Below are 21400 nucleotides of genomic sequence, written 5' to 3'. Positions count from 1 at the left end.
GGGCGCGCCCTGGGGCGCGCCCGATGGGTCAGCGGTCAGAACACCTAGGCAGCGGTGCGCACGTCCTCCGCGATGATCCGCTCGACGTTGCGCTCGGCCAGCGCCGTGATGGTCACGAAGGGGTTGACTCCGATGGAGCCCGGAATGAGCGCGCCGTCGGTGACGTAGAGGTTGCGGTAGCCCGCGACCCGCCCGTACTCGTCGGTGGCCTTGCCCAGGACGCAGCCGCCGAGCGGGTGGTAGCAGAAGTCGTCGGCGAAGTTCTTCAGCTCCGGCCCGAACAGGTCGTAGCGGTACATCGTCGTGTTGGCCTTGTTGATCCGGTCGAAGAGCGACTTCGCGGCCGCGACCGCGGGCGCGTTCTGCTCCCGGGTCCAGCGCAGTACGGCCCGGTCGGTGGCCTTGTCGTAGACAAAGGTGCCGCGCTCGGGGTTCTTCGTGATCGCCAGGTAGAGGCTGACCCAGGTCTCCAGGCCGGCCGGCATCGGCGCGATCTCCGCGAAGACCGGGGCGGCCGGGTTGTCCCAGTCGTCGATGCCCAGGGAGGGGATCGACGACTGGTGGGAGCCGGTGGGGTTCCAGACGTGGTTGGCCCGGCCGGTCATGATGTTGCCGTTGGGGCCCCAGCCCGCGCCGACCTCGGAGTTGAGGCGGGGCAGCGCGCCGGTGTCCCGGGCCCGCACCAGCAGCTCGGTGGAGCCGAGGCTGCCGGCACCGAGGAACAGGTGGCCGCAGGAGATCTCCTTCTGGGCGAGGACCTTGCCGTCGGCGTCGATCTGCTCCACGGACAGCACGTAGTTGCCGTCCGCCTGCTGACGGATCGCCTTGACCCGGTGCAGGGTCTCGATGGTGACCTTGCCGGTGCCCAGCGCGGCGGCCAGGTACGTCTTGTCCAGGCTCTGCTTGCCGCCGTTGTTGCCGTAGATGACCTCGCCCGCCAGCGCGGACTTGGGGACCTCGCCGGCCGCCTCGCGCCGCATGTGGTCGAAGTCGTAGACGTTGGGGACGAAGGTGGTGCTCAGGCCCGCCTTGCTCGCCTGCTCGCGCGAGACCCGCGCGAACTGGTACCACTCCGTCTCCTCGAACCAGCTCTTGTCGATGTGGTTCACCTTGAGCATGGAGTTGGCGCGCGGGAAGTACTGCTCGTACATCTTGGCGGCGTCCACCTGGGGCAGCACCTCCTCGAAGTACGTGCGCTTCGGGACCACGGCCATGCCGCCGTTGACCAGCGAGCCGCCGCCGACACCCCGACCCACGTACACCGACATCTGGTCGAAGTGCACCTTGTCGAGCACGCCCGCGTACGGGGTGATGTCGCGGTTGATCACGTCCAGCCACAGGAACGAGCCCAGCGGCGCCTCGGTGCGTGACTTGAACCAGCTGGAGCGGCGGTCGGGCTTGAGCATTCCGCAGAAGATGTTGCCGTCGTCCGCGGGCTGGTTCCACAGCTGGCCCATTTCGAGCATGAGCGTCGGAACACCGGCCTCGCCGAGCCGCAGCGCGGATACCGCGGCGCCGTACCCCGTGCCGATGACCACGGCCGGTACGAACGAGCCGTTGGTCGCCCGCGGGCTCTGCCGCTCGGCGGCCGTGGCGCGCGGCGCGGCGGAAATCGTGGTCATCCCGGCGACGGCGGCGCCGCTGAGGGCCGCCAGTCCGAGCAGACGACGCCGTGACAGATGCTGGTTCTGCTGATTCTCGAACACGTTGATGAGTACCTGGCCTTCGCCGACAGGACTTTTCCCCGCAGGGCTGGTCCGCGGGGGCCGTCCCCGGTGGGAATCGCGGGCCGTCCATCAGCCCGAGCCGCCGCGCGCGCCCATCCTGATCACGAAAGACTACGGAAATTGCTAGAAATATGACGACCGTTGATCACATTTGACCGGTTACAATGCGCCGCCCCTCCGAAGGGCGCCCGCTCCTGCCTCCTCCAGCCGCGCACCCGCTCCTGCCTCCTCCGGCCACGGAGCCGTCCCCGTCACCCGGACCGCGTGAACGCCGAAGCGCTCGATGGCCCCAAGTCGCCTGTCCGGAAGCATTGATGACGATCCATAGAGCTCGCATGTGCGCTCCCGTTGCCCTCCCTTGAATACGCTCTGATGGGCTGCGGCGGGTGCGACCAAGGGGGCGCTACGGCGATCGAGCTGCCGGACGAGGTGGTGTCGTTCCTTCAGTTCATCGGGGTGAACTGGCCGAGCGTCAACGAGGACAAGGTCCGTGAATTCCCCGGAGGAGGCGCGGGGGAGAGCTTCTCCATCCACCCGGAGGAGATGCACAAACGCGCCGAGCTGCTGCGCGGCCATGCGCGGACGGTGGCGTCGCACGCCGCCGACTTCGAATCGAAGGCTGCCGGGGTGAGCTTCGAGTGAGCGACCGGATCGTCGAGTACTGGAGGGCGGCGCGGAGAACGCCTCAGCTGGTCAGACCGGCACTGGTCAGCCAGATGTGTTCGCAGGTCGCGGAGGCCTCCTGTAGTTTCTCGCGGGACTCCTGCGAGGCGTGGTAGAAGGTCCGCTCGATCATCCAGCACAGGGCGCGTGCCATCGCCGAGGCTTGTTCCGGTGCGGCGCCGGCCTGGATGCCGGCGCGTTCCAGTACGGCGGTGATGGCCGCGATGAACAGGTCGGCGGTATGGCTCCACAGCTTGCCGATCTCGGGCACGGTCAACGACAGGTCGATCGCCGTGCGCATGACCAGACCGTGTTCGTTCCACAGGTCGACCGTGCGCTGCATGGCTGCCGCGATGGCCTGGCGCGGCTCGTCGGCCCGCGCAGTGGCCCGCGACCGCTCCCACAGATGCTCGACGGTCCGGGCCACGAGCGCCGTGACCACTTCCTGCTTGGAGCCGAAGTAGAAGTACAGGGCACCGCGGGTGATGCCGGCGCCCTGGGCGACGTCGCCGACGGTCATCGCGTCGTAGCCCTTCTGTGCCAGCAGGACTTCGCAGGTGTCGAGGATGGCCCGCTCCCGGACATCGCCCTTGCGTTCGGCGGAGCGACGGCTCCGCACGGGGTGGTCGCCGGGCATCAGAGCTGAGCGCCCTCGGCGAAGTCGGTCGTACGGGAGAGCGTCTCCCATGCGCGGATCTCCTCGTCCACGGCCGTGCGCGCGGCGTGGACCAGCCGCAGCGCGTCCGAGCCGAGGACGAGGTGGGCCGGCGGCCGCTCGACCGTGGTGATGTGCACGACTGCCTCCCCGGCCTTGGCCGGATTGCCCAGCTGATTCCCGCTGGCCTTCTGCCGCGCTTCGCGGATGGGGGTGAACAGCTCGTCGTAGTCGTCGATGGTCCGCGCGGCGCGTGTCATGGACCGTCCAGCCCAGTCGGTGCGGAAGGAGCCGGGCTCGATCGCCGTCACGTGGATCCCGAACTGTGCGACCTCCTTGCCCAGCGCCTCCAGGATGCCTTCCAGGGCGAACTTGCTGCCGCAGTAGGCCGACATGCCGGGCACGGCCATGAGCCCGCCCATGGAGGTGACGGCCATCAGGTGTCCGCGGCGGCGCCGGCGCATGTGGGGCAGCGCCGCCTGCAGGGTGGCCACCGCCCCGAAGACGTTGACGTCGAACTGTCGCCGCACCTCGGCCAGCGGGGTCTCCTCGAAGGTGCCCTCCAGGCCGTAGCCGGCGTTGGCGACGACGACGTCCAAGGGGCCGACGCTCTGCTCCACTTCGGCGACCACGCCGGAGACGGCGCCGTCGTCGGTCACGTCCAGGATGCGGCCGTGAGCGTGCCCGGGTTCGAGTTCTTCGAAGGCTTGCAGATCCTGCTCCGAGCGGACGGTGCCGACGACGGTGTGCCCGGCGGCCAGGGCGGCTTGGGCCAAGGCGCGTCCGAGGCCCGTGCTGACGCCGGTGATGAGCCAGTTCCGCTTGTCCATTGCTCCTCCAGGAAGGTCTCGCGAAGAGCTGAAGCGCTCCCACACCGAAAAGTCTACACAGTGTCGATTTTTATCGCCGGGGTGTTGATTCCGCTGGGCGGGTCCGGAGTGGGGAGTCAACCGAGCGGCATCGGGCGGCCGTTGGGCCCGGCGCGCCCCTCGTACAAGTGCTGCCCCGGCGAACTACTCGGTGATACCGTGTAGTGGTACTCGGCACTACGTAGTACTGGGGGGATCGAAGAGGAGGTCCGCAATGGACGACCTGACGGAGATGCTGAAGGGCACGCTTGAGGGCTGTGTGCTGGAAATCCTCGACAGCGAGGAGACCTACGGGTACGCCATCACGCGTCGGCTGAATGAACTCGGCTTCGCCGACGTCGTCGAGGGCACGGTCTACACCATCTTGCTGCGACTGGAGAAGAACGGGCTCGTTCAGGTGACGAAACGACCGTCCGGGGTGGGCCCGCCGCGCAAGTTCTATGCACTCAACGATGCGGGGCGCAAAGAACTCGCGAGGTTCTGGGCGAAATGGGAGTACCTCTCATCGCGAATCGACAAGCTCAAGGAGGGCGGGCGATGAATTTCTGGCAGACCATCACCGGCAGCGACCTCACCAGGGAATGGAAGGCGTTCGAGACCCGGGCCGAGGCATTGCCGGCCGACTACCGGGCGGCGTGGGAACAGATCAAGGTTCACCTCACCCCCTACTCGGACTTCACGGGTCGCAACCTGATGCCGATCCTCGACGGTGCCCTGGGGCTGCTCGAAGAAACGGCGGCGGATGGGCAGACCGTTCAAGAGGTGCTGGGCGACGACATCGAGGGCTTCTGCGCGGCGCTGGCCGGCGGAGAAGGGGCGCGGGGCTATCGCGACCGGTGGCGCGAGCAGTTGAACCGTAACGTCGCAAGGAAACTGGGCCGGCTGGGAGGCTGACGTGGGCATCCAAGACATCGTCGAGGGCAAGAAGCAGTGGCGGGCGCACATGGCCCGGGTCAAGGCGCTCCCGCCGGACTACCGGATCGTCTACAGGGAGATCCAGAAGTACTTCTTCAAGGTCGGGCCGGTCGACCTGCTCGACGGGAACCTGCTCTCAGGGATCGTCGATTTCTTCGAGGAGGGCGTCGCGGCCGGCAAGGGGGTCCTGCAACTCATCGGCAACGACGTCGCCGCCTTCTGTGACGACCTGGTCAAGGACTCGCGCACCTACGCGGACATCTATCAGGAGTCCATCAGCCGGAAACCCGGCACGGCCGAGAAGTAGGACCGAGGCGCGGTGAGCCACCGGGCCCTGGCCCGCCCCCGTCGGGGCGGGCCGTCCTGACGAACGCCCCGTGGAGACCGTCCTGGCCCGGCCAGGCGGCGCCCCGGAGAACGTCGTCGACCAGGCCGCCGACGGCGTCGCCGACCCGGCCCGCGGGTTACTCGACCAGGCGCAGCCAGGCCGCCGCGAGCGCCGCGTGACCGGCCGGCGTCGGGTGTACGCCGTCCGCGGCCCAGTACTCCGGCCCGGTCGCCGCGGAGAGTTCGGCGAACATGCCGTCCGCGGCGAGCAGGTGCGCGCCGTATGTTCGGGCGAGGTCGCGCACGACCTGGATCTTCGGGTCCAGGTCGGCCCGCCATTCCTTCCGTATCTCCTCGTCGACGTGCGTGTCACCGGCCTGGACGCTGCCGCTGATCGGCAGGAGGAACGGCTCGATGAGAATCAGCTCCGTGCCCGCCGCGGCCAGCGGCGCGAGCAGGCGGTCGTAAGCTGCCGCGAAGTCCTCCGCGGGGATGACGTGGCCGTCCGGGTCGATCGTGTGCCAGCCCATGTCGTTGACGCCGACGAGGATCGACACCACGTCGGGGCGCGCGTCGAGCACGTCGGTCTGCCAGCGGACTTCCAGATCCATCGTCTTGTGGCCCCCGATCCCGGTGTTCAGCCAGGTCACGGGCCGGTCCGGGTGCCGGAAGCCCCACTCGCCCGCGATGCGCAGCGGGTAGCCGAACCCGAGGCCGTCCTCGCTCTCCAGCCGCTGGCTGTCGGTGATCGAATCTCCGGTGAACATCACGGTGGTTCCCGGGCGAAGGGTGATCGTCATCTGTGGTCCTTGGAATGTCGGAAGGTTGGAAGGTGGGTGGGGGAGGGGAGGGGGCGTCGGGGAACGGGGCGGCGGCTCAGGTTCCGGCAGGGCCGAACCACCGGTCGGCGGCCCGCTCGAACTCCTCCGCGCCGAAGTCGCGATCGGCGGCCCAGGCGACGATGCCGTCCGGCCGGACGAGTACGGCACCCAGTCCGAGGTCGTTCTTCGCCGCCCCGGCCGCGTAACGCAGCCGGCTCTGCCGGCCCGTCGCCGCCTCCCGCAGGCGGTGGTCGGTACTGAAATCGAGCACGACGCCCCGTCCGTCCTGCATCAGGTCGCCGACGCAAGTGCCGTCCGTGAGGCGGAAGTCCGGGGCGTTGTGTCCGACCAGCGGCTGTTCGTCGCCGAGGTCGTGGCGGATCGACGATCCCGAGAGCCTGCCGAACACATAGGTCGTGCCGTCCCGGGTCCCGAGCAGGTCGCGGATCACCCCCTGGAGTGCCTGGCCGTGCGGATCCGGCAGCATGGCCATCGCCTGGGCGCGGGTCCAGTCGAGCACCTGCGCGCCGACCGGGTGGCGTTCGCGGGTGTAGGTGTCGAGCAGCCCGTTCGGCCCGTGCCCGTGCACGGTCGCCGCGAGCTTCCACCCCAGGTTCAGGGCGTCGCCGAGTCCGGTGTTGAGTCCCTGTCCGCCGAGGGGGGAGTGGACGTGCGCCGCGTCGCCCGCGAGCAGTACGCGGCCCTGCCGGTAGGTCGTGGCCTGCATCGCCCGGTCGGTGAAGCTGGAGGCGAGGTGGACTTCGCTCAACGTCACGTCGGTGCCGGACACGCGGCGCAGCACCGTCTGGAGATGGTCGCGGGTCGGTTGCCGCGAGCGGTCGAACGCGCCGCCGTCGAAGTCCAGCACGCCGACGTGCCCTTCGGTGGGCATCCGGATGTACATGCCGGTCGGGGTCAGGTTGATCCCCGGGCGCAGCCGCTCGGCTTCGGCGAGGGTGACGAGCATGGTGTAGCCGGTGAACCGCGGCTCGGTGCCGGCGAATTCGAAGCCCGCCAGCCGACGCACCACGCTGCGTCCGCCGTCGCAGCCGACGCCCCAGCGCGCCGCGTACTCGTCCTCGCCCGCCCGCACGAGCACGCCCTCGTCGTCCTGTGTGATGCCGGAGACGGTGACGCCGCGCCTGATCTCCACGCCGAGCTTGGCCGCCCGCTCGGACAGCACCGATTCGATCGCCGCAAGGTTGGACGCCATGAAGTCCGGTGCCGGGCTGGGCAGTCGGTACGGCAGTGCGGCGAGATCGACGTCGGCCGGGTCGAGCACCATTCCGGCGAAGTGACCCACGCCGCCGCGGATGGGCGGCGGCCCGTCCGCGTCGAGATCCACACCGGGTTCGTCCTGGACTCCGGACGCGGTCTTGAGCGGGTGCAGCATGCCGCGGCGGTGGAACGCCTGGAGGGAGGTGGCGAACAAGCCCCGCATGCCGAGCGGTTCCGCCCGCCACGGGGATCCCGGCTCCGGCTCCCGCTCCAGCACCACGACAGAGCAGCCCGCGAGCCCCAGCTCGCAGGCGAGGAACAGACCGACCGGGCCGGCGCCCACGATCACTACGTCATGCATGAGAAATCCCCTTACGTACAGCGGCAACTCTGCGACCCGCCAAGGCTGCCGGCGGCCGCTCACACCGGGCGCACACGGCGCTGACACGGGGGCGCACCGGCGCTGCCCTGAGGTGAGGACCCGGCGGTGGGTGCGCGAAGATGGGGAGATGGACGGGGGTGCGCGGCTTCGGGTCACGCTGCTCGGCGCCTTTCAGGCGTCGCGCGGTGACGTCGCCCTGCCCGTTCCGGGTGCCCGTCTGCAGGCTCTCGTCGCGCGGCTTGCGCTCGCCGGCGGGCGGGCGGTCGAGCCGGGCGTCCTGGTCGACGCGATCTGGGCCGAGGACCCGCCGACCGGCCCCGCGCACGCCCTGCAGGCCCTCGTCTCACGGCTGCGCCGCACCCTCGGCCCGGCCGGCGACGTCGCGCGGCTCGCGGGCGGTTACCGACTGGCCGTGGACGCGGCCGACGTGGACGCGCTGCGGTTCGAGCGGCTCGCCGCGGAGGGCCGGGACCGCCTGCGTGCCGGCGACCCGCATGCGGCGGCGGCCGTGCTCGGGGAGGCCGTCGCGCTGTGGGGCGACCGTCCCGGCGCCGAGCCCGCGGTCGTCGCCGGGGTGGCGCCCGCCGTCGCGGCCCGGCTGGCCCACGCCTCGGTCGAGGCCGTCACCGACCTCGCCGACGCCGAACTGGCGCGGGGGCACGCGGACACGGCCGCCGTGCGCCTGACCGCCCTGCTCGCCGAGCACCCCGTCCACGAGCGCGCCGCCGCGCTGCTCATGGACGCCCTCACCGCCCAGGGGCGCCAGGCCGAGGCCCTCGCCCGGTACGAGCAGGTGCGCGAAACCCTGGCCGACGTCCTCGGCACCGACCCGGGCGCCGCCCTGCGCGAGCGCCACCTGCGCCTGCTGCGAGCCGACCGGCCCGCCCCCGACGCCGCGCCGGCCAGGCAGAGCAACCTGCCCGCGCCGTTGACCAGCTTCGTCGGCCGCGAACGGGACCTCGCCCGGATCGGCACGCTGCTCGCTGCCGGGCGCCTGGTCACCGTGGTCGGTCCCGGCGGTGCCGGGAAGACGCGCCTCGCCGTCGAGGCCGCCCGCCGCCACCGGTCCGGGTACCGCGACGGCGTCTGGATGATCGACCTCGCCTCGGTCACCGAGCCTGTCGAGGTCGGCGCGGCGCTGCTGGCCGCTATCGGGCTGCGCGGCGCAGTGCTGTTCGAGGCGTCGGCCAAGCTGCGCGGCGACCCGGTGGGCGAACTGGACGTACTGGCCGACGAGTTGGGCGGCCGGGAGAGCCTGCTCGTGGTGGACAACTGCGAGCACCTCGTCGACGCCGTGGCGCATCTGCTCTCGGAGCTGCTGGCCCGCTGCGCCGGGCTGCGGGTACTGGCCACCAGCCGGGAGCCGCTGGCGATCGACGGCGAGACGCTCGTCCCGCTCGGCCCGCTCACTCTTCCCGAACCGCACGCGGACCTCGAAGAGGCCCGCCGGACGGCGTCGGTGCTGCTGTTCGTCGAGCGGGCGGCGGCCGTGCGGCCCGGGTTCGACGTCGACGAGCGCAACCTCGGCGACGTGCTGCGCATCGTGCGCAGCCTGGACGGCCTGCCGCTCGCCCTTGAGCTGGCCGCGGCCCGCCTGCGCACCTTCTCGCTGCCCGACCTGGCCGCCGGGCTGTCCGACCGGTTCCGCCTGCTGACCACCGGCAGTCGGAACGCCTTCCCCCGGCACCGCACGCTGCGCGCGGTCATCGCGTGGAGCTGGGACCTGCTCGGCGCGGACGCGCGTACGGTCGCGGAGCGGATCGCGGTGCTGCCCGGGGACGTCACGCCGGCCTCGGCCACCGCGGTCTGCGCCGGCACCGCGGTACCGGCCGGTGAGGTCCGGGAGCTGCTCGCGGGCCTGGTCGACCGGTCGTTGCTGCAGCTCGCGCCGGACACCGGCCGCTACCGGATGCTGGAGACGATCCGCGAGTACGGCCTGCAGCGCCTGGCCGAGCAGGGCGCCCGGACCGCCGTGCGGGACCTGGCCGCCCGTTACTTCGCCGAGCTGGTCGCCCGCCACGACCCGCGGCTGCGCGGCCCCGAACAGCTCGACGCACTGCAGGTGTTCCGCGCCGAGTACGACAACGTGCTCGCCGCGCTGCGCCACCTCCACGACACCGGCGACGCCGACCGCGCGATCGGGCTCGCGGTGAATCTGATCTGGTGCTGGCACATGCTCGGCCGGCACGTCGACGCGGCCTACTGGCTCGGTGCGGCGGTCGCGTTGCCGGCCGAGCGGCCGAGTGCGGAGCGCGACATCGCCGAGGGGCTGCTGCTGCTCAACTTCATCGCCAAGCCGAGTGCGCTGGTCAACGACGCGGCCGAGGAGCGGCAGGAGGAACTGCGGTTGCTCACCGAACGGCTGCGGAGCCACCCGGAGTTGCCGGGCTTCGGCGGTGCGCTGATCGCGATCAGGCTGGTCGCCCTGGAGCAGGACGGCGCGTCGTCGACGGTCATCCGGCGGCTGGTCGACGGGCCGGACGTGTGGCTGGCCGGGCTGGCCCGCATGTTCCGGGCCCACTTCGCCGAGAACGAGGGCCACCTCGATCAGGTCCGGAGTGACCTGCTCGCCGCGCTGGACTGCTTCGACCGGGCAGGCGACCGCTGGGCCCTGACCAGGGCGCTGCCGCTGCGCGCGCTGCTGCGGCAGTACGACGGCGACCTCGACGGTGCGCTCGCCGACCTCGACGAGGCCAAACGGCTGGCCCGCGAGTTCGGGTCGCTCGGCCTCAGCGACGAGATCTTCATCGATCTGCGCCGGATCGATGTGCACGAGCGGCGCGACGAGACCGTGCGAGCGAAGAAGATCATCGCGGTGGCCCGGGAGCGCGCGCTGCGCTCGGCCTCACCCGAGCTGGCGATTCTGCTCGACGCGCGGGAGGCGGCTCTGCGGGCGCGGATCGGTGAGCCGGAACGGGCGCGCGAGCTGGTCGAGTCGGCCGAGACCGGGCTGTCCGAGCAGTTCCCGCCCGCCGGCGCCCACGGGCAGGCGCTGGTCGCCATGGTGCGGGGCGTGCTCTGTGTCGAGCTCGGCGACGGGCCGGGCGCCGAGGAGGCGTTGGGCCGGGCGTACGCGGCGGCGGTCGACAGCAGGGACATGCCGTTCGCCGCGACGGTGGTGGTGACCGTGGCCGGCCTCGCCGCGCTGTACGGGCGGCATCGGGACGTGGCCGTCCTGCTGGGCGCGGCGGCCCGTCTGCGGGGCGCCCACGACCGCACCGATCCGCAGGTCCGCCGGCTGACCGGCCGCAGCCGGGTCGCGCTCGGCGACCAGTGCTTCGCCGAGGCGTATGAGACCGGCTGGCAGTTGGACGGGCCGGCGGCCCTGACCCGGACCGATCCGGCGCGGCTGCGCCGCGTGGCGCTGTCCGCGTCACCTTCCGAACCGGGTGGCGCCGAGGTGCGGCGGGCGTAGGCCCGAAGACCAGCAGTAGGTGCAACCCGACCAGGGACAGAGCCTGGTCGTGACGGCTACGCCGACCCCTTCGACCGCCTTCCGGCGCCCCCAAGCCGACTGTGTCGCGCGTCACATCCCACCCGTGTCACGTCCGGGCCCCCTGCTCCCATCTGGTGGGCGTCCGCAAACGAGCCGAGGAGACAGAACGATGGACGCACAGCAGGGGACCGGCACGGCGACCGCGCACCGCGTGGTGATCCTGGGAGCGGGATACGCGGGCATGGGCGCGGCCGTCCAACTCGCGGCCCGGCTGAAGGGGCGCGACGGGGTGCGGGTGACCGTGGTGAACGCGCAGGAGCGGTTCACCGAGCGCATGCGGCTGCACATGACGGCGACCGGGCAGGGGCTCGCCGAGTTCAGCATCCCGGAGCTGCTGGACGGCACGGGCGTGCGGTTCGTGCGCGGCTGGGTCACGGCGGTGGACGCCGACGCCCGCACCGTGCGGATCGACGACGACCGGGTGCTGGCCTACGACACGCTGGTGTACGGGCTGGGCGGGGCCGCCGACACCTCGGCGGTCCCGGGGGTCGAGGACCACGCGTACACCCTGAACGGCGCCCAGGACGCCGAGTTGCTGGCCGACCGGCTGGCACGGCTCGGCGGCGGCACGGTGGTGGTCGCGGGCAGCGGCCTGACCGGCATCGAGTCGGCCGCGGAGATCGCCGAACGGTACCCGCGGTCGAACGTGGTGCTGCTGGGCCGGCAGGAGCCCGGCGCGGCCATGAACCCGCGGGCGAGGGCGTATCTGCGCGCCGCGCTCGACCGGCTGGGCGTCCGGGTGCGCGCCGGCGTCGAGGTGGTGAAGGTCCTGCCCGACGCGGTGGAGTTGGCGGGCGGGGAGAGCGTCGCCGCCGACGCGGTCCTGTGGACGAGCGGCACCCGGGTGTCGCCGCTGGCGGCCGCCGCCGGCCTGGCCGTCGACGAACACGGGCGGGTCCGCACCGACGCCGCGCTGCGCTCGGTGTCCCACCCAGAGGTGTACGCGATCGGCGACGCGGCCGCGATCCGCCAGGGCTACGGAGTCATGCACGGCACCTGCCAGGGCGGCATGCCGACCGGGGTGCACGCCGCGCTGTCGATCGACCGGGCGCTCAGGGGCAAGCAGCCCAAGCCGTTCCGCTTCGGCTACTACCACACGCCGGTGAGCCTGGGACGCCGTGACGCCGTGGTGCAGTTCACCCGGCCCGACGACAGCCCGCGCCGGATCTGCCTGACCGGCCGCACGGCCGTCCGGTACAAGGAGACGGTGACCGCCTCGCCCTGGCCGACCTACGGCCGTATGAAGAAGATGCCCGCCTCGGGCGCGATCTGGCCGCGCGGCGGCCGCTTCACCCGCAACCAGGAGGCCCGGTGACCACCCCGTCCGCCCACCCCGGCCAGCAGGTCTTCCACGAGCACCGGCGGTTGCTGTTCTCCGTCGCCTACCGCCTCCTCGGCAGCGCCGCCGACGCCGAGGACGCGGTCCAGGACGCCTGGATCAAATGGTCCGCCGCGGACCGCTCCCAGGTGGCCGACCCCAAGGCGTACCTGACGCGCATCGTCTCGAATCTGGCGCTGGAACGGCTGCGTTCCAACCGGCACAAGCGGGAGACCTATGTGGGGCCGTGGCTTCCGGAGCCCATCCTCACCGGCGGGGACGCCTCCGAGGCCGTCACGGACGCCGAGTCGGTGTCGATGGCGATGCTGGTGGTGCTGGAGACGCTCAGCCCGCTGGAGCGCGCGGTGTTCGTGCTGAAGGAGGTCTTCGACTTCAGCCACGCCGAGATCGGGGAGGCGGTGGAGCGTTCCGAGGCCGCGGTGCGGCAGGCCGCGCACCGTGCTCGCGCGCACGTGCGGGCCCGGCGGCCGCGCTTCGCCGCGGACCGGTCGCGTCAGCGCGAGGCCACCGAGCGGTTCTTCGCCGCCGCGACCGGTGGTGATGTCAACGCCCTGATGGAACTGCTCTCCCCGGACGTCACGCTGTGGACCGACGGCGGCGGCAAGGTCCGCCAGGCCCTGCGGCCGGTCGTGGGCGCGGCCACGGTGGCCGGCTGGTTCGCGGCCATCGGCACCGTTACCTACCAGGGCGTCGATCCCGCCGACATGAAGGCCGAGCTCGTCGAGATCAACGGCGGTCCCGGCCTGGTGTTCAGCGCACCGGGCCGGGTGATCGCCACCGTGACCTTCGACTTCGACGCCGACGGCCGCATCGTCACCCTCCACAACGTGGCCAACCCGGACAAGCTCCAGGCCGTCGCCGAGGGCACCACGTACGACGTCGGAACGCACTGAGCCTCGTCGCCGTGTCCGTTCCGTGGAGGTGCCGAAGCGGAGGGCGACGGTGGCGGGGTGGCGGGCCGGCGGGTCGTCACTTGTGGTCGTGCAGGAAGGCGGGGATGCCGTCGCGGGTCGGGTAGTTCGGTATGGGGGCCGCCGCGCCTTGGAGGAACGCGGTGATGACGGCGGCGGCTCGGTCGTTGTTGTCGTCGAGGCCGTTCCACATGTGGTGTCCGACTCCGGGCATGTACTGCGTGCGCTGGATGGCGGGGTCAGCGGCGAGAACGGCGGTCTCCCATTGGCGGACCTGGGAGGAGCACTCGGCGATCATCAGCATCGCGGGGGTTCGGGAGTGCCTCAGCTGCGGGGCGATGGCGGGTGAGTCCTGCACCGTCTGCTGGATGTGGAGGCTGGCGGCGGGGCTGAAGGAGAAGTTCCGCGCGGTGTCCTCGGTCGGGATGCGGTGCGCGTCGCGCGCACAGTAGGCGGATGCGGTGTCGCTGCCGAGGTCGGCGGAGGTGAACGCGTTGTCGCCCTCGGCCTGTCCGATCAGCCCGGTGTCGGGGGTGAGCAGTCCGAGCCTCATGAGGCCGAACGCGGTGGCGTAGCGGGGGAGGTGTGTCGAGCGCGGTCCGGTCACGGCCGGCGCGAGTCCCTTCGCGGAGGGTCGGCCCTGGTGTCCGGCGATGCGCGTGGTGGGGCCGTCCATCGGGCCGGGTTCGGCGATGATCGCCCGGTGCAGGCGTGCGGCGACGTGCGGATCGGCCAGGGCCCGGGTGAGCACGACCCCGCCCGAGGAGAAGCCGAGGACGTCGACCCTGCCCTTGTCCAGGCGGTCGACGAAGGCGGCGAGGTCACGGACCGACCTGGAGATCGTGTACTGGGCCATGGGGAGCAGGTCGCTTCGTCCGCCGCCTGCCTGCTCGTAGGTGTAGACGTCGTAGCCCCGGCGTGCCAGGAGTTGCAGGAACCGGTGGTCGATCAGCGAGATGCCGCGGACCGGCCCGCCGTTGAGGTACACGAGCGGGGTGGCGCGCCGGGTGCCGGGTTTCGCGGGCGGGTAGTGGTACACCGCGACCCGGCTGCCGGTGGCCAGGCTCCAGTGCTGGGTGGCCACGAACGGCAGGGCGGGCAGGTGCCGCGGGGCCGTCGGTTCGGTCGGGACGCAGACCGACGCCGTCAGCGCTGCCGCGGCAACCACCGGCAGGAACGGCCGGAGCCGCGCCGCCCGGGTGCGACGGCGCCCCCGCCACAGTGCGGCGGCAGTTCCGAATCCGAGGGCCGCCCACCATGCGGCGAACCCCGAGCCTGCCCCGTCGGTGAGGACGATCAGGGCGAGGAAGACGACGACCAGGGTCGCGACGGCGGCCAGGGCCGGCAGTAAGCGCCGGGTGAAACGGGCAAGGCGGAGGGCGGACCTGGGCACGGCGGACGTGGGCATGACGGGTCTCCGAGGTTTCAGAACGCTGTTTCAAAACGACGTTATCAGAGCGGGTAGGCTTCTCGTCATGGGTAGGCCGAGGACGAACGACGAAACCGTCAAAGAGCGACTCGTCGAGTGCGCCACCGAGTTGCTCGCCACCCGTCCGCGGGAGTCGGTCGCGGTGCGCGCCGTGGCGACGGCCGCCGGTGCGTCGACGACGGCGGTGTACTCCCTGTTCGGCGGCAAGGACGGGCTGATCGCAGCGGTACGCGACAGGGCCGTCGCCGGCCTGTTCCAGGCCCTGTCGGCGGTGCCGGCCTCCGAGGACGCCCTCGTCGACCTCCAGGCGCTGGCCGCCGCGTACCGGCGTTGGGGGCGCGAACACCGCCACCTGTACACGGTGTTGTTCGGCGGAGTGCAGTCCTTCGAGCCGACCGGGGCGGTCGGTACCGGCGACCCCGTGCGGCCGCTGGTCGCGGCGATCGATCGCGCAGTGGCGGACTCCGCCCTCGACGGCGAGACGACGTCGATCGCCGTCTCGCTCTGGGTGACCCTGCACGGGCTGGTGACGCTCGAACTCGCCGGGGCCCTCGACGCCCCCACGGCGGAGGCCGCGTTCCGGTCGACGATCCAGGCCGCGCTGCGCGGCTGGGCGACCCCCGCGGCGTTCCGCCGCCTTCACGACGAGCCCGCGCCCTGACGGCGAGGGCGCCCGACGCCCGTCCAGGCAGTGGGGAGACGCCTGGTGATGCCGTGCGGCCCGACCGGCCGGCTTCCCCGCGAACCTCCTTCCAACTTCCTTCTACGGCTGCCGGACCACGAGCGGAACGCGTCCGGTCAGGACCCCGTCCCTGCCCCCGGACGGGCCGTTGCCGCCATGAGCGCGACGGTGGAGGGATGCCGCGGGTCGGTGTGAATCTGTCGGGCCGGGCCCTGTTCGACGACCTCTCCGGCGTCGAGGACGGCGATGCGGTGGGCCAGGGCCGCGGTGTCCAGGTCGTGGGTGATCAGGATCAGGGACAGGTCCTCGCGGTCGTGGAGCAATGTGGTGAGGACGTCGAGGATGCCGCGGCGGGCGACCGCGTCCAGGCCGGAGGTGATCTCGTCGCAGATGAGGACGCGGGGGCGGGCGAGCAGGGCGCGGGCGAGGGCGGCGCGCTGGAGTTCGCCGCCGGACAGCTGGTCGGGACGTCGGCGGGCGAGTTGCTCGGGGAGGCCGAGGGCGGTCAGAGTGGTCAGGGCTTCGGCCTCGGCGGCGCGGGGGTCGGTGGCCCGCAGGCGGACGGCGGTGCGGGCGACCTGGTCGAGGACCCGGTGGCGGGCGTCGAAGGCGGCGCGGACGTCCTGGAAGACGTACTGCACGGCCGCCAACTGCGCCCGGCTGCGGTGGCGCAGACTGCGCGGCAACGGGCTGCCGTCCAGCAGGATCCGGCCGTCGTACTCGCGGTGCAGTCCGGCCAGGCACCGGGCAAGGGTGGTCTTGCCGCTGCCGGAGCGGCCGACGACGGCCAGGCATTCGCCCGGGCGGAGGTCCAGCTCCAGGGCCCGGAGCGCCGCGGCCGCGCCGCGTCCCCCGTCGCGATGGCGCGCGGTGAGGCCGCTCACGCGCAGTGCGGCCTCCCCGGTCGCGGACTTCACGGCGGGGAGGGAGCCGGTGAACGGGGGCTCACCGGCGAGCAGTTGGCGGGTCCACTCGTGCCGGGGCGCGCGCCAGAGGCGCTCTGCCGGACCGGACTCCACGACCCGGCCCGCCCGCATGACGAGCACCTCGTCGGCGAGCGCACGCACGATGTCCAGGTCGTGGCTGAGCAGGACGACGGCGATACCGCGTGCCGCGACGGCGGCCAGCTGATCGGCGACGCGGCTCTTGGTCAGGGCGTCCTGGCCGGTGGTGGGCTCGTCGGCGACGATGACGCGGGCGCCGAGCAGGAGTGCCTGGGCGAGCACGACGCGTTGCTGCTGTCCACCGGAGAGCTGGTGCGGATGGCGCCGCAACATGCTCTCGCCGCCCGGGAGTTGGGCGTCGGCCAGGGCGCGCAGGACGCGTTCGCGGGCCGCCGCTCGGCGTTCGCCGCGGGGGAGGTGGCGTACCTGCGTGCGGGCGATGTCGGTCAGGAGGGCGGCGAGGCGGCGGGCGGGGTTGAGGACGGCAGCCGGGTGCTGGGGGATGTAGCCGATCGGGCCGTCGGCGGCCAGGCGTACGTCGCCGGTCACTTGGGCGCCGGGCGGGTACTCGCCGAGCAGCGCGAGACCGGTGGTGGTCTTGCCGCTGCCGGAGGCGCCCACCAGGGCGGTGACCTGGCCGGCCGGGGCCCGCAGGCGCACGCCGTCGACGATCGGCCGGCCGCCGACCACGACGCGCAGATCGCGGAGCTCGGCCGGCGGAGCGGCGGGATGGGGGGACCCGGCCGGTGTGCCGGTCCCGTGCGTCGTGCCGGTCTTGTGGTTCATGGGCGTACCGCACTCCCTGGCCGGTTCCGGAGGGTTCTCGTCATGGCGTTCCGGCGTGTGGCCCGCACCCGGGCGGGCCGGTGGCCGCTGTCCAACGCGGCGTCGAAGAGCAGGTTGGTGCCCGTCGTCAGGGCCACGATCAGCAGGGCCGGTACGACGGCGGCCCACGGCTGGACGAACAGGCCGATGCGGTTGCGGTCGACCATGACCGCCCAGTCGGCGGCGTCCGGCGCGACACCGACGCCGAGGAACGCCGCCGTGGCGACCAGGTACAGCACACCGGTCAGCCGGGTTCCGAGGTCGGCGGCGAGTGTGCGCAGCGTGCAGCGGCCGACGTGGCCGACGGCCGTGCGCCACCACGTCTCGCCCTGCATGCGCAGCGCTTCCACCGCGGGCCGGGCCGCGGCCTCCGCCGCGGCCGCGCGCACGATACGGGCCGCATCGGGCACGTTGACCAGCGCGACCAGCAGGGCGAGGCCGACCGGGCCGGGTGTGAACACCGATGCCACCAGCAGGATCAGCAGGAGCGACGGCACGGCGAGCAGCACGTCCAGCGGCCGCATCAGCAGTTCCTCCAGCCAGCGGCGGTGGGTGAGGGCAGCGGCCAGGCCGGCGGGGAGGGCGACCAGGTAGGAGAGGGCGGTGGCGGCGAGCGCGGTCACCACGACCGGACGGCCCCCGTGCAGCACCTGCTGCCACACGTCCCGGCCCACGAAGTCGGTGCCCAGCCAGTGCGCGTGGCCGGAGGTGAACGACGTCGTCCGTGGGCCCGGGTCGCCCGCGACCAGCGGGCCCAGGAGGGCGAGCGCGAGGGGTACGGCGATGATGCCCGCCGCGAGGGCGAAGCGGCCGGTGCGCGAGGAGTTCACGCGGCCACCCCCGCCCGGGGCGCGAGCCGATGGGCGACCAGGTCGGCGCCGAGGTTCAGGACGACGGTCAGGACGCCGAACAGCACGGCGAGGCCCTGCACCACGGGCACATCGCGCTCGGCGACGGCGTTGAGCAGGACGGTGCCGAGCCCCGGGACCGCGTAGAGCGCCTCGACGACGATGACGCCGCAGAGCAGCCAGTCGACGGTGCGCGCCAGGTGTTGCGCGGCAGCGGGGAGGGCGCCGGGCAGGGCGTGGGCGAAGTGGATGCGGGCCCCGGAGACGCCGTAGCGCCGGGCCTGTGCCACGTACGGGGAGGCGAGTGCGTCGATCATGCCGGCGCGCACCAGGCGGGCCAGTGAGCAGACGGGGCGGGAGAGCAGGACCAGGACGGGCAGGACCAGGGCGGCGGGGTGGGCGAGCAGATCCGTGCCGTAGCCGAGGGCGGTCGGCGGCAGCCAGTCCAGCCGGAGCGCCAGGACCGTCACCAGCAGCACGCCGAGGGCGAACTCCGGTACCGCGTACACGGCGAGCGTGCCGGAGCTGACCAGCCGGTCGATCGGCCCTCCGGCGTGCCGGGCGGCCAGCATGCCGAGGCCGAAACCGAGCGGTACCAGCAGCGCCACGGTGACCGCGGCCAGCAGCAGGGTGGGGCCGAAGCCGTCGGCCAGGTACGTGCTCACCGGGCGTCCGGAGATGAGCGACGTGCCGAGGTCCCCGTGGAGCAGCCCGGTCGCCCAGTCCACCAGCCGCTCGGCGAGGGGCCGGTCCAGGTGCATCGCCTCGCGCAGGGCCGCGAGCCGCGCGGGATCCGGCTGGTCCGCGGCGAAGGCGACGGCGGCGTCGCCCGGCAGGGCCTCGGTGAGCGCGAAGACGAGCAGTACCACCGCCACGGTCTGCGCGACGCCGAGGAGCAGTCGCCGGACGATGAAGGAGCGCAGGCCGCTCACCCGAGCCACACCTTGTCGAAGCGGGCCCAGTCCAGGGTGTTGGCGGGTGCCTTGTCCTCAACTCCCCTCAACTTGGGCGAAGTTCCGAGGATCCAGTCCGCGAACGCCCAGACTAGGAAACCGCCTTCGGCGTGCAGACGGCGCTGCATCCGCGCGTACACGGCGGCCCGTCGGGTCGTGTCGCGGGTGGACTGCGCCTGTTGGTAGAGCGCGTCGAAGTCCTTGTGCTTCCACTTGGTGGCGTTGGTGGGGGAGTCGGACAGGAGGCGCTGGGAGATGTGCGCGTCGATGGGCAGGGCGCCGGAGCGGTAGCAGCACAGGGTGCCGTTGTCGAGGGTGTCGCTCCAGTACGAGTCCTTGCTGCCCGTCCGCACGTCCACGGTGACGCCCGCCTTCGCTGCCTGGTCGCGGAAGATGCCGGCGGCCTCGGTGAAGCCGGCGGCGACGGCCGAGGTGTCCAGGGTGACCTTCAGTCCTTCGGCGCCGGCCTGTTTGAGCAGGTGGCGGGCTTGGTCGAGGTCCTGGGAGCGTTGCGGGAGGCCGTCGGCGTAGTACTCGTAGCCCTTGCCGAACAGGTCGTTGCCGATCGTCCCGGCGCCGGACAGGGCGCCCTCGACGAGTTCCCTGCGGTCGGCGATGAGGAAGAACGCCTGGCGCACCCGCTTGTCGTCGAAGGGCGGCCGATCGGTCTTCATGCAGAACGCCTGCATGGCGCTGTTGCGGAGCCGGACGATCTGGATCCGCCCGCCGCCCTCGTGGGCGCGGGCCGTGGTGGGGTTCAGCTCGTGCGCGTACTCGACCTGGCCGCCGAGCAGCGCGTTGACGCGGGTGGACTCCTCGTTGGCGACGACGAATTCGAGTTCGTCGAGGTGGGGGGCGCCGTCCCAGTAGTCGTCGGAGCGGCGGAAGACGGCGGAGCGGCCCGGTGCGAAGGACACGAACCGGAAGGGGCCGGACCCGATCGGCGCGCGGTCGAAGTCGGTGGCGTGCTCGGGCACGATGTACGCCCCGAACGCGGCCAGGACGTTGGGGAATTCGGCGGTCGGCCGGCGGAGCACGAACTCGACGGTCCGCCGGCCGGTGGCACGGCTGGCGTCGAGGTCGATCGGTTCCAGGGACGCCTTGGCGCGGAACGCCTTCTTCGGGTCGGCGATGCGCCGGTAGCTGTGCAGGACGTCCCGGGCGGTCACCGGCCTGCCGTCGTGGAAGGTCGCCTCGCGCAGGGTGACCCGCCAGCGGTCCAGGGTCCCGTTCGGTTCCCACTTCTCGGCGAGGCGGGGGCGGGCGGACAGGTCGGCGCCGTAGTCGGCGAGCTTGTCGAAGAGCGCCTTGGCGCGGGCGACGTCGACGAACAGGTTGGAAAGGTGCGGATCGAGGGTCTCGCTCGCGCCACCGCCCGCGAAGGCGGCGCGCAGCCGTCCCCCGCGCCGGGGCGGGCCGTTCTCCTCCCGGTCGGCGTGCTCGGCACCGCCGCAGCCGGTCAGGGCCAGGGTGCCCAGGGTCGCGGCGCCGGTGGCGGCGAGGAAACCGCGGCGGCGCAGGCCGGGGAAGCGTTCGTCGGGCATGAGGGTGTCCTTGAGGTGTGGTGGGGAGGAGCGGTCAGCGGCGGGTGGCGCGGCGGGCTACGAGGTGCAGGCGGTCGGCGTCGGTCGCCGCGCCGGGCAGCCGGCCCTCGTGCCAGGCGGGTTCGGTGCGCGGACCGGGCCCGTCGTGCAGTTCGAGCACTTCGAAGCCGTGCGCGGCGAGCACGTACCGCAGTTCCTGCGGGAACAGCAGCCGCCAGGCGGACCGCTGCTCGACGGCGTCCGATCCGTCGTCGGCGGACCAGATGCGGGTCCGGCGCAGGAGCTGGGCCGTACGGTCCACGGTGAGCCTGGTCGTCGACCGGTACGCAGTGCCCTGCCAGGTGAAACGGTCGACGGTGGGCGCATCGAGCAGGCCGGTGCGGCCCAGGAAGTACGCGCCGTTGCGCATCTCCGCGACCAGCAGACCGCCCGGGACCAGCGCGCGGCGGCAGGAGGACAGGAAGCCCACCAGCTGGTCGTTGGTGTGGCAGTACAGCAGGGCGCTGTCCAGGCACACCACGGCGTCGAACGCGTCCCGGCCGAGCTCGAACCGGCGCAGGTCGGCGCGGACGTACACCGGCCCGGGGTGGTGCGTACGGGCGTACCCGAGCATCTCCTCCGACAGGTCGGTCCCGGTCACCCGGCGGCCGGCGCCGTGCAGATGGGCGGCGTCGCGGCCGGTGCCGCAGCCGGCGTCCAGTACGCGCGGACCGGCGCCGTGCCGCCGCAGGCAGTCCTCCGCCCAGCGTCCGGCACGCCGGTCGGGGTCGGGGAAGCGGGCCTCGTACAGCTCCGGGTTGTCGGTGAGGAGGTTGCGGGCGGTGGTGCCCGTCGTGGAGGTCATGTCGGCTC

General features: G+C 72.5%; 19 protein-coding genes. 8 read left to right on the top strand and 11 right to left on the bottom strand.

Annotation, left to right across the window (positions count from 1 at the left end; genetic code table 11):
• Nucleotides 1-44: 44 nt before the first annotated feature.
• A complete protein-coding gene (locus CG747_RS17085; protein ID WP_100602587.1) occupies nt 45-1706 on the bottom strand; it encodes a GMC oxidoreductase in 1662 nt (553 codons plus the stop codon).
• A gap of 369 nt (nt 1707-2075) precedes the next feature.
• Between CG747_RS17085 and CG747_RS17080 the strand changes: the two genes are divergently transcribed.
• The gene (locus CG747_RS17080) at nt 2076-2369 is read left to right on the top strand and encodes a hypothetical protein (protein ID WP_257980476.1); all 294 of its coding nucleotides are present in this window, start codon (nt 2076-2078) and stop codon (nt 2367-2369) included.
• Between the two features lie 43 nt (nt 2370-2412).
• On the opposite strand, the gene CG747_RS17075 is transcribed toward CG747_RS17080, so the two are convergent.
• Together CG747_RS17075 and CG747_RS17070 are read right to left on the bottom strand one after the other, a co-directional pair.
• Complete coding sequence (locus CG747_RS17075; protein ID WP_100602585.1) at nt 2413-3027, bottom strand: TetR/AcrR family transcriptional regulator; 615 nt, start codon at nt 3025-3027, stop codon at nt 2413-2415.
• The gene (locus CG747_RS17070; RefSeq protein WP_100602584.1) at nt 3027-3875 is read right to left on the bottom strand and encodes an oxidoreductase; all 849 of its coding nucleotides are present in this window, start codon (nt 3873-3875) and stop codon (nt 3027-3029) included. Before CG747_RS17070 ends, CG747_RS17075 begins: the two co-directional genes overlap by 1 nt.
• A gap of 253 nt (nt 3876-4128) precedes the next feature.
• Between CG747_RS17070 and CG747_RS17065 the strand changes: the two genes are divergently transcribed.
• Genes CG747_RS17065 through CG747_RS17055 form a run of 3 tightly spaced genes read left to right on the top strand, consistent with a single transcriptional unit; the run spans nt 4129 to nt 5136 of the window.
• The gene (locus CG747_RS17065; protein WP_100602583.1) at nt 4129-4455 is read left to right on the top strand and encodes a PadR family transcriptional regulator; all 327 of its coding nucleotides are present in this window, start codon (nt 4129-4131) and stop codon (nt 4453-4455) included.
• Nucleotides 4452-4808 carry a DUF1048 domain-containing protein gene (locus CG747_RS17060; RefSeq protein ID WP_100602582.1) on the top strand — a complete coding sequence of 119 codons (357 nt, stop codon included), beginning with the start codon at nt 4452-4454 and terminating at the stop codon, nt 4806-4808. The genes CG747_RS17065 and CG747_RS17060 overlap by 4 nt, the downstream gene beginning before the upstream one ends.
• 1 nt (nt 4809) lies before the next feature.
• The gene (locus tag CG747_RS17055; protein ID WP_100602581.1) at nt 4810-5136 is read left to right on the top strand and encodes a DUF1048 domain-containing protein; all 327 of its coding nucleotides are present in this window, start codon (nt 4810-4812) and stop codon (nt 5134-5136) included.
• A 157-nt stretch (nt 5137-5293) separates the two neighbouring features.
• Here CG747_RS17055 and CG747_RS17050 read toward each other — a convergent pair whose 3' ends face one another.
• Together CG747_RS17050 and CG747_RS17045 are read right to left on the bottom strand one after the other, a co-directional pair.
• Entirely contained in the window at nt 5294-5956 is a 663-nt protein-coding gene (locus tag CG747_RS17050) for a GDSL-type esterase/lipase family protein (RefSeq protein WP_100602580.1), read from the bottom strand.
• Between the two features lie 76 nt (nt 5957-6032).
• Complete coding sequence (locus CG747_RS17045; protein ID WP_100602579.1) at nt 6033-7556, bottom strand: FAD-dependent oxidoreductase; 1524 nt, start codon at nt 7554-7556, stop codon at nt 6033-6035.
• 130 nt (nt 7557-7686) lie between these two features.
• Between CG747_RS17045 and CG747_RS17040 the strand changes: the two genes are divergently transcribed.
• The 3 genes from CG747_RS17040 (at nt 7687) to CG747_RS17030 (ending at nt 13305) form a co-directional block, all read left to right on the top strand.
• Complete coding sequence (locus CG747_RS17040; protein WP_257980475.1) at nt 7687-10992, top strand: BTAD domain-containing putative transcriptional regulator; 3306 nt, start codon at nt 7687-7689, stop codon at nt 10990-10992.
• Nucleotides 10993-11182: 190 nt separating this feature from the next.
• Complete coding sequence (locus CG747_RS17035; protein ID WP_100602577.1) at nt 11183-12388, top strand: NAD(P)/FAD-dependent oxidoreductase; 1206 nt, start codon at nt 11183-11185, stop codon at nt 12386-12388.
• A complete protein-coding gene (locus CG747_RS17030) occupies nt 12385-13305 on the top strand; it encodes an RNA polymerase sigma-70 factor (protein ID WP_100602576.1) in 921 nt (306 codons plus the stop codon). Before CG747_RS17035 ends, CG747_RS17030 begins: the two co-directional genes overlap by 4 nt.
• 76 nt (nt 13306-13381) lie before the next feature.
• Here CG747_RS17030 and CG747_RS17025 read toward each other — a convergent pair whose 3' ends face one another.
• Complete coding sequence (locus tag CG747_RS17025) at nt 13382-14731, bottom strand: alpha/beta fold hydrolase (RefSeq protein WP_100602575.1); 1350 nt, start codon at nt 14729-14731, stop codon at nt 13382-13384.
• Between the two features lie 67 nt (nt 14732-14798).
• Here CG747_RS17025 and CG747_RS17020 point away from each other — a divergent pair, with 67 nt between their 5' ends.
• Nucleotides 14799-15413 carry a TetR/AcrR family transcriptional regulator gene (locus CG747_RS17020; RefSeq protein ID WP_100602574.1) on the top strand — a complete coding sequence of 205 codons (615 nt, stop codon included), beginning with the start codon at nt 14799-14801 and terminating at the stop codon, nt 15411-15413.
• Between the two features lie 137 nt (nt 15414-15550).
• Here CG747_RS17020 and CG747_RS17015 read toward each other — a convergent pair whose 3' ends face one another.
• From CG747_RS17015 to CG747_RS16995, 5 genes are read right to left on the bottom strand one after another with little or no spacing between them, the layout of a single operon-like run.
• Entirely contained in the window at nt 15551-17164 is a 1614-nt protein-coding gene (locus CG747_RS17015; RefSeq protein ID WP_100602573.1) for an ABC transporter ATP-binding protein, read from the bottom strand.
• Entirely contained in the window at nt 17161-18033 is an 873-nt protein-coding gene (locus tag CG747_RS17010; RefSeq protein ID WP_100602572.1) for an ABC transporter permease, read from the bottom strand. Before CG747_RS17010 ends, CG747_RS17015 begins: the two co-directional genes overlap by 4 nt.
• The gene (locus tag CG747_RS17005) at nt 18030-18983 is read right to left on the bottom strand and encodes an ABC transporter permease (RefSeq protein WP_100602571.1); all 954 of its coding nucleotides are present in this window, start codon (nt 18981-18983) and stop codon (nt 18030-18032) included. The genes CG747_RS17010 and CG747_RS17005 overlap by 4 nt, the downstream gene beginning before the upstream one ends.
• A complete protein-coding gene (locus CG747_RS17000; protein WP_100602570.1) occupies nt 18980-20548 on the bottom strand; it encodes an ABC transporter substrate-binding protein in 1569 nt (522 codons plus the stop codon). Before CG747_RS17000 ends, CG747_RS17005 begins: the two co-directional genes overlap by 4 nt.
• 34 nt (nt 20549-20582) lie before the next feature.
• Entirely contained in the window at nt 20583-21392 is an 810-nt protein-coding gene (locus tag CG747_RS16995; protein WP_100602569.1) for a bifunctional 2-polyprenyl-6-hydroxyphenol methylase/3-demethylubiquinol 3-O-methyltransferase UbiG, read from the bottom strand.
• Nucleotides 21393-21400: the final 8 nt, after the last annotated feature.

The organism is Streptomyces sp. CB02959 (assembly GCF_002803155.1).
Classification (GTDB): Bacteria; Actinomycetota; Actinomycetes; order Streptomycetales; family Streptomycetaceae; genus Streptomyces.
This window is presented reverse-complemented; position numbering and strand designations above follow the sequence as displayed.

What these genes read in the sequence shown, in the direction of transcription:
- CG747_RS17045 (WP_100602579.1), bottom strand. Translation starts at nt 7,556, where the DNA reads ATGCATGACGTAGTGATCGTGGGCGCCGGCCCGGTCGGTCTGTTCCTC.
- CG747_RS17025 (WP_100602575.1), bottom strand. Translation starts at nt 14,731, where the DNA reads ATGCCCACGTCCGCCGTGCCCAGGTCCGCCCTCCGCCTTGCCCGTTTC.
- CG747_RS17020 (WP_100602574.1), top strand. Translation starts at nt 14,799, where the DNA reads ATGGGTAGGCCGAGGACGAACGACGAAACCGTCAAAGAGCGACTCGTC.
- CG747_RS17015 (WP_100602573.1), bottom strand. Translation starts at nt 17,164, where the DNA reads ATGAACCACAAGACCGGCACGACGCACGGGACCGGCACACCGGCCGGG.
- CG747_RS17035 (WP_100602577.1), top strand. Translation starts at nt 11,183, where the DNA reads ATGGACGCACAGCAGGGGACCGGCACGGCGACCGCGCACCGCGTGGTG.
- CG747_RS17050 (WP_100602580.1), bottom strand. Translation starts at nt 5,956, where the DNA reads ATGACGATCACCCTTCGCCCGGGAACCACCGTGATGTTCACCGGAGAT.
- CG747_RS16995 (WP_100602569.1), bottom strand. Translation starts at nt 21,392, where the DNA reads ATGACCTCCACGACGGGCACCACCGCCCGCAACCTCCTCACCGACAAC.
- CG747_RS17000 (WP_100602570.1), bottom strand. Translation starts at nt 20,548, where the DNA reads ATGCCCGACGAACGCTTCCCCGGCCTGCGCCGCCGCGGTTTCCTCGCC.
- CG747_RS17060 (WP_100602582.1), top strand. Translation starts at nt 4,452, where the DNA reads ATGAATTTCTGGCAGACCATCACCGGCAGCGACCTCACCAGGGAATGG.
- CG747_RS17075 (WP_100602585.1), bottom strand. Translation starts at nt 3,027, where the DNA reads ATGCCCGGCGACCACCCCGTGCGGAGCCGTCGCTCCGCCGAACGCAAG.
- CG747_RS17070 (WP_100602584.1), bottom strand. Translation starts at nt 3,875, where the DNA reads ATGGACAAGCGGAACTGGCTCATCACCGGCGTCAGCACGGGCCTCGGA.
- CG747_RS17065 (WP_100602583.1), top strand. Translation starts at nt 4,129, where the DNA reads ATGGACGACCTGACGGAGATGCTGAAGGGCACGCTTGAGGGCTGTGTG.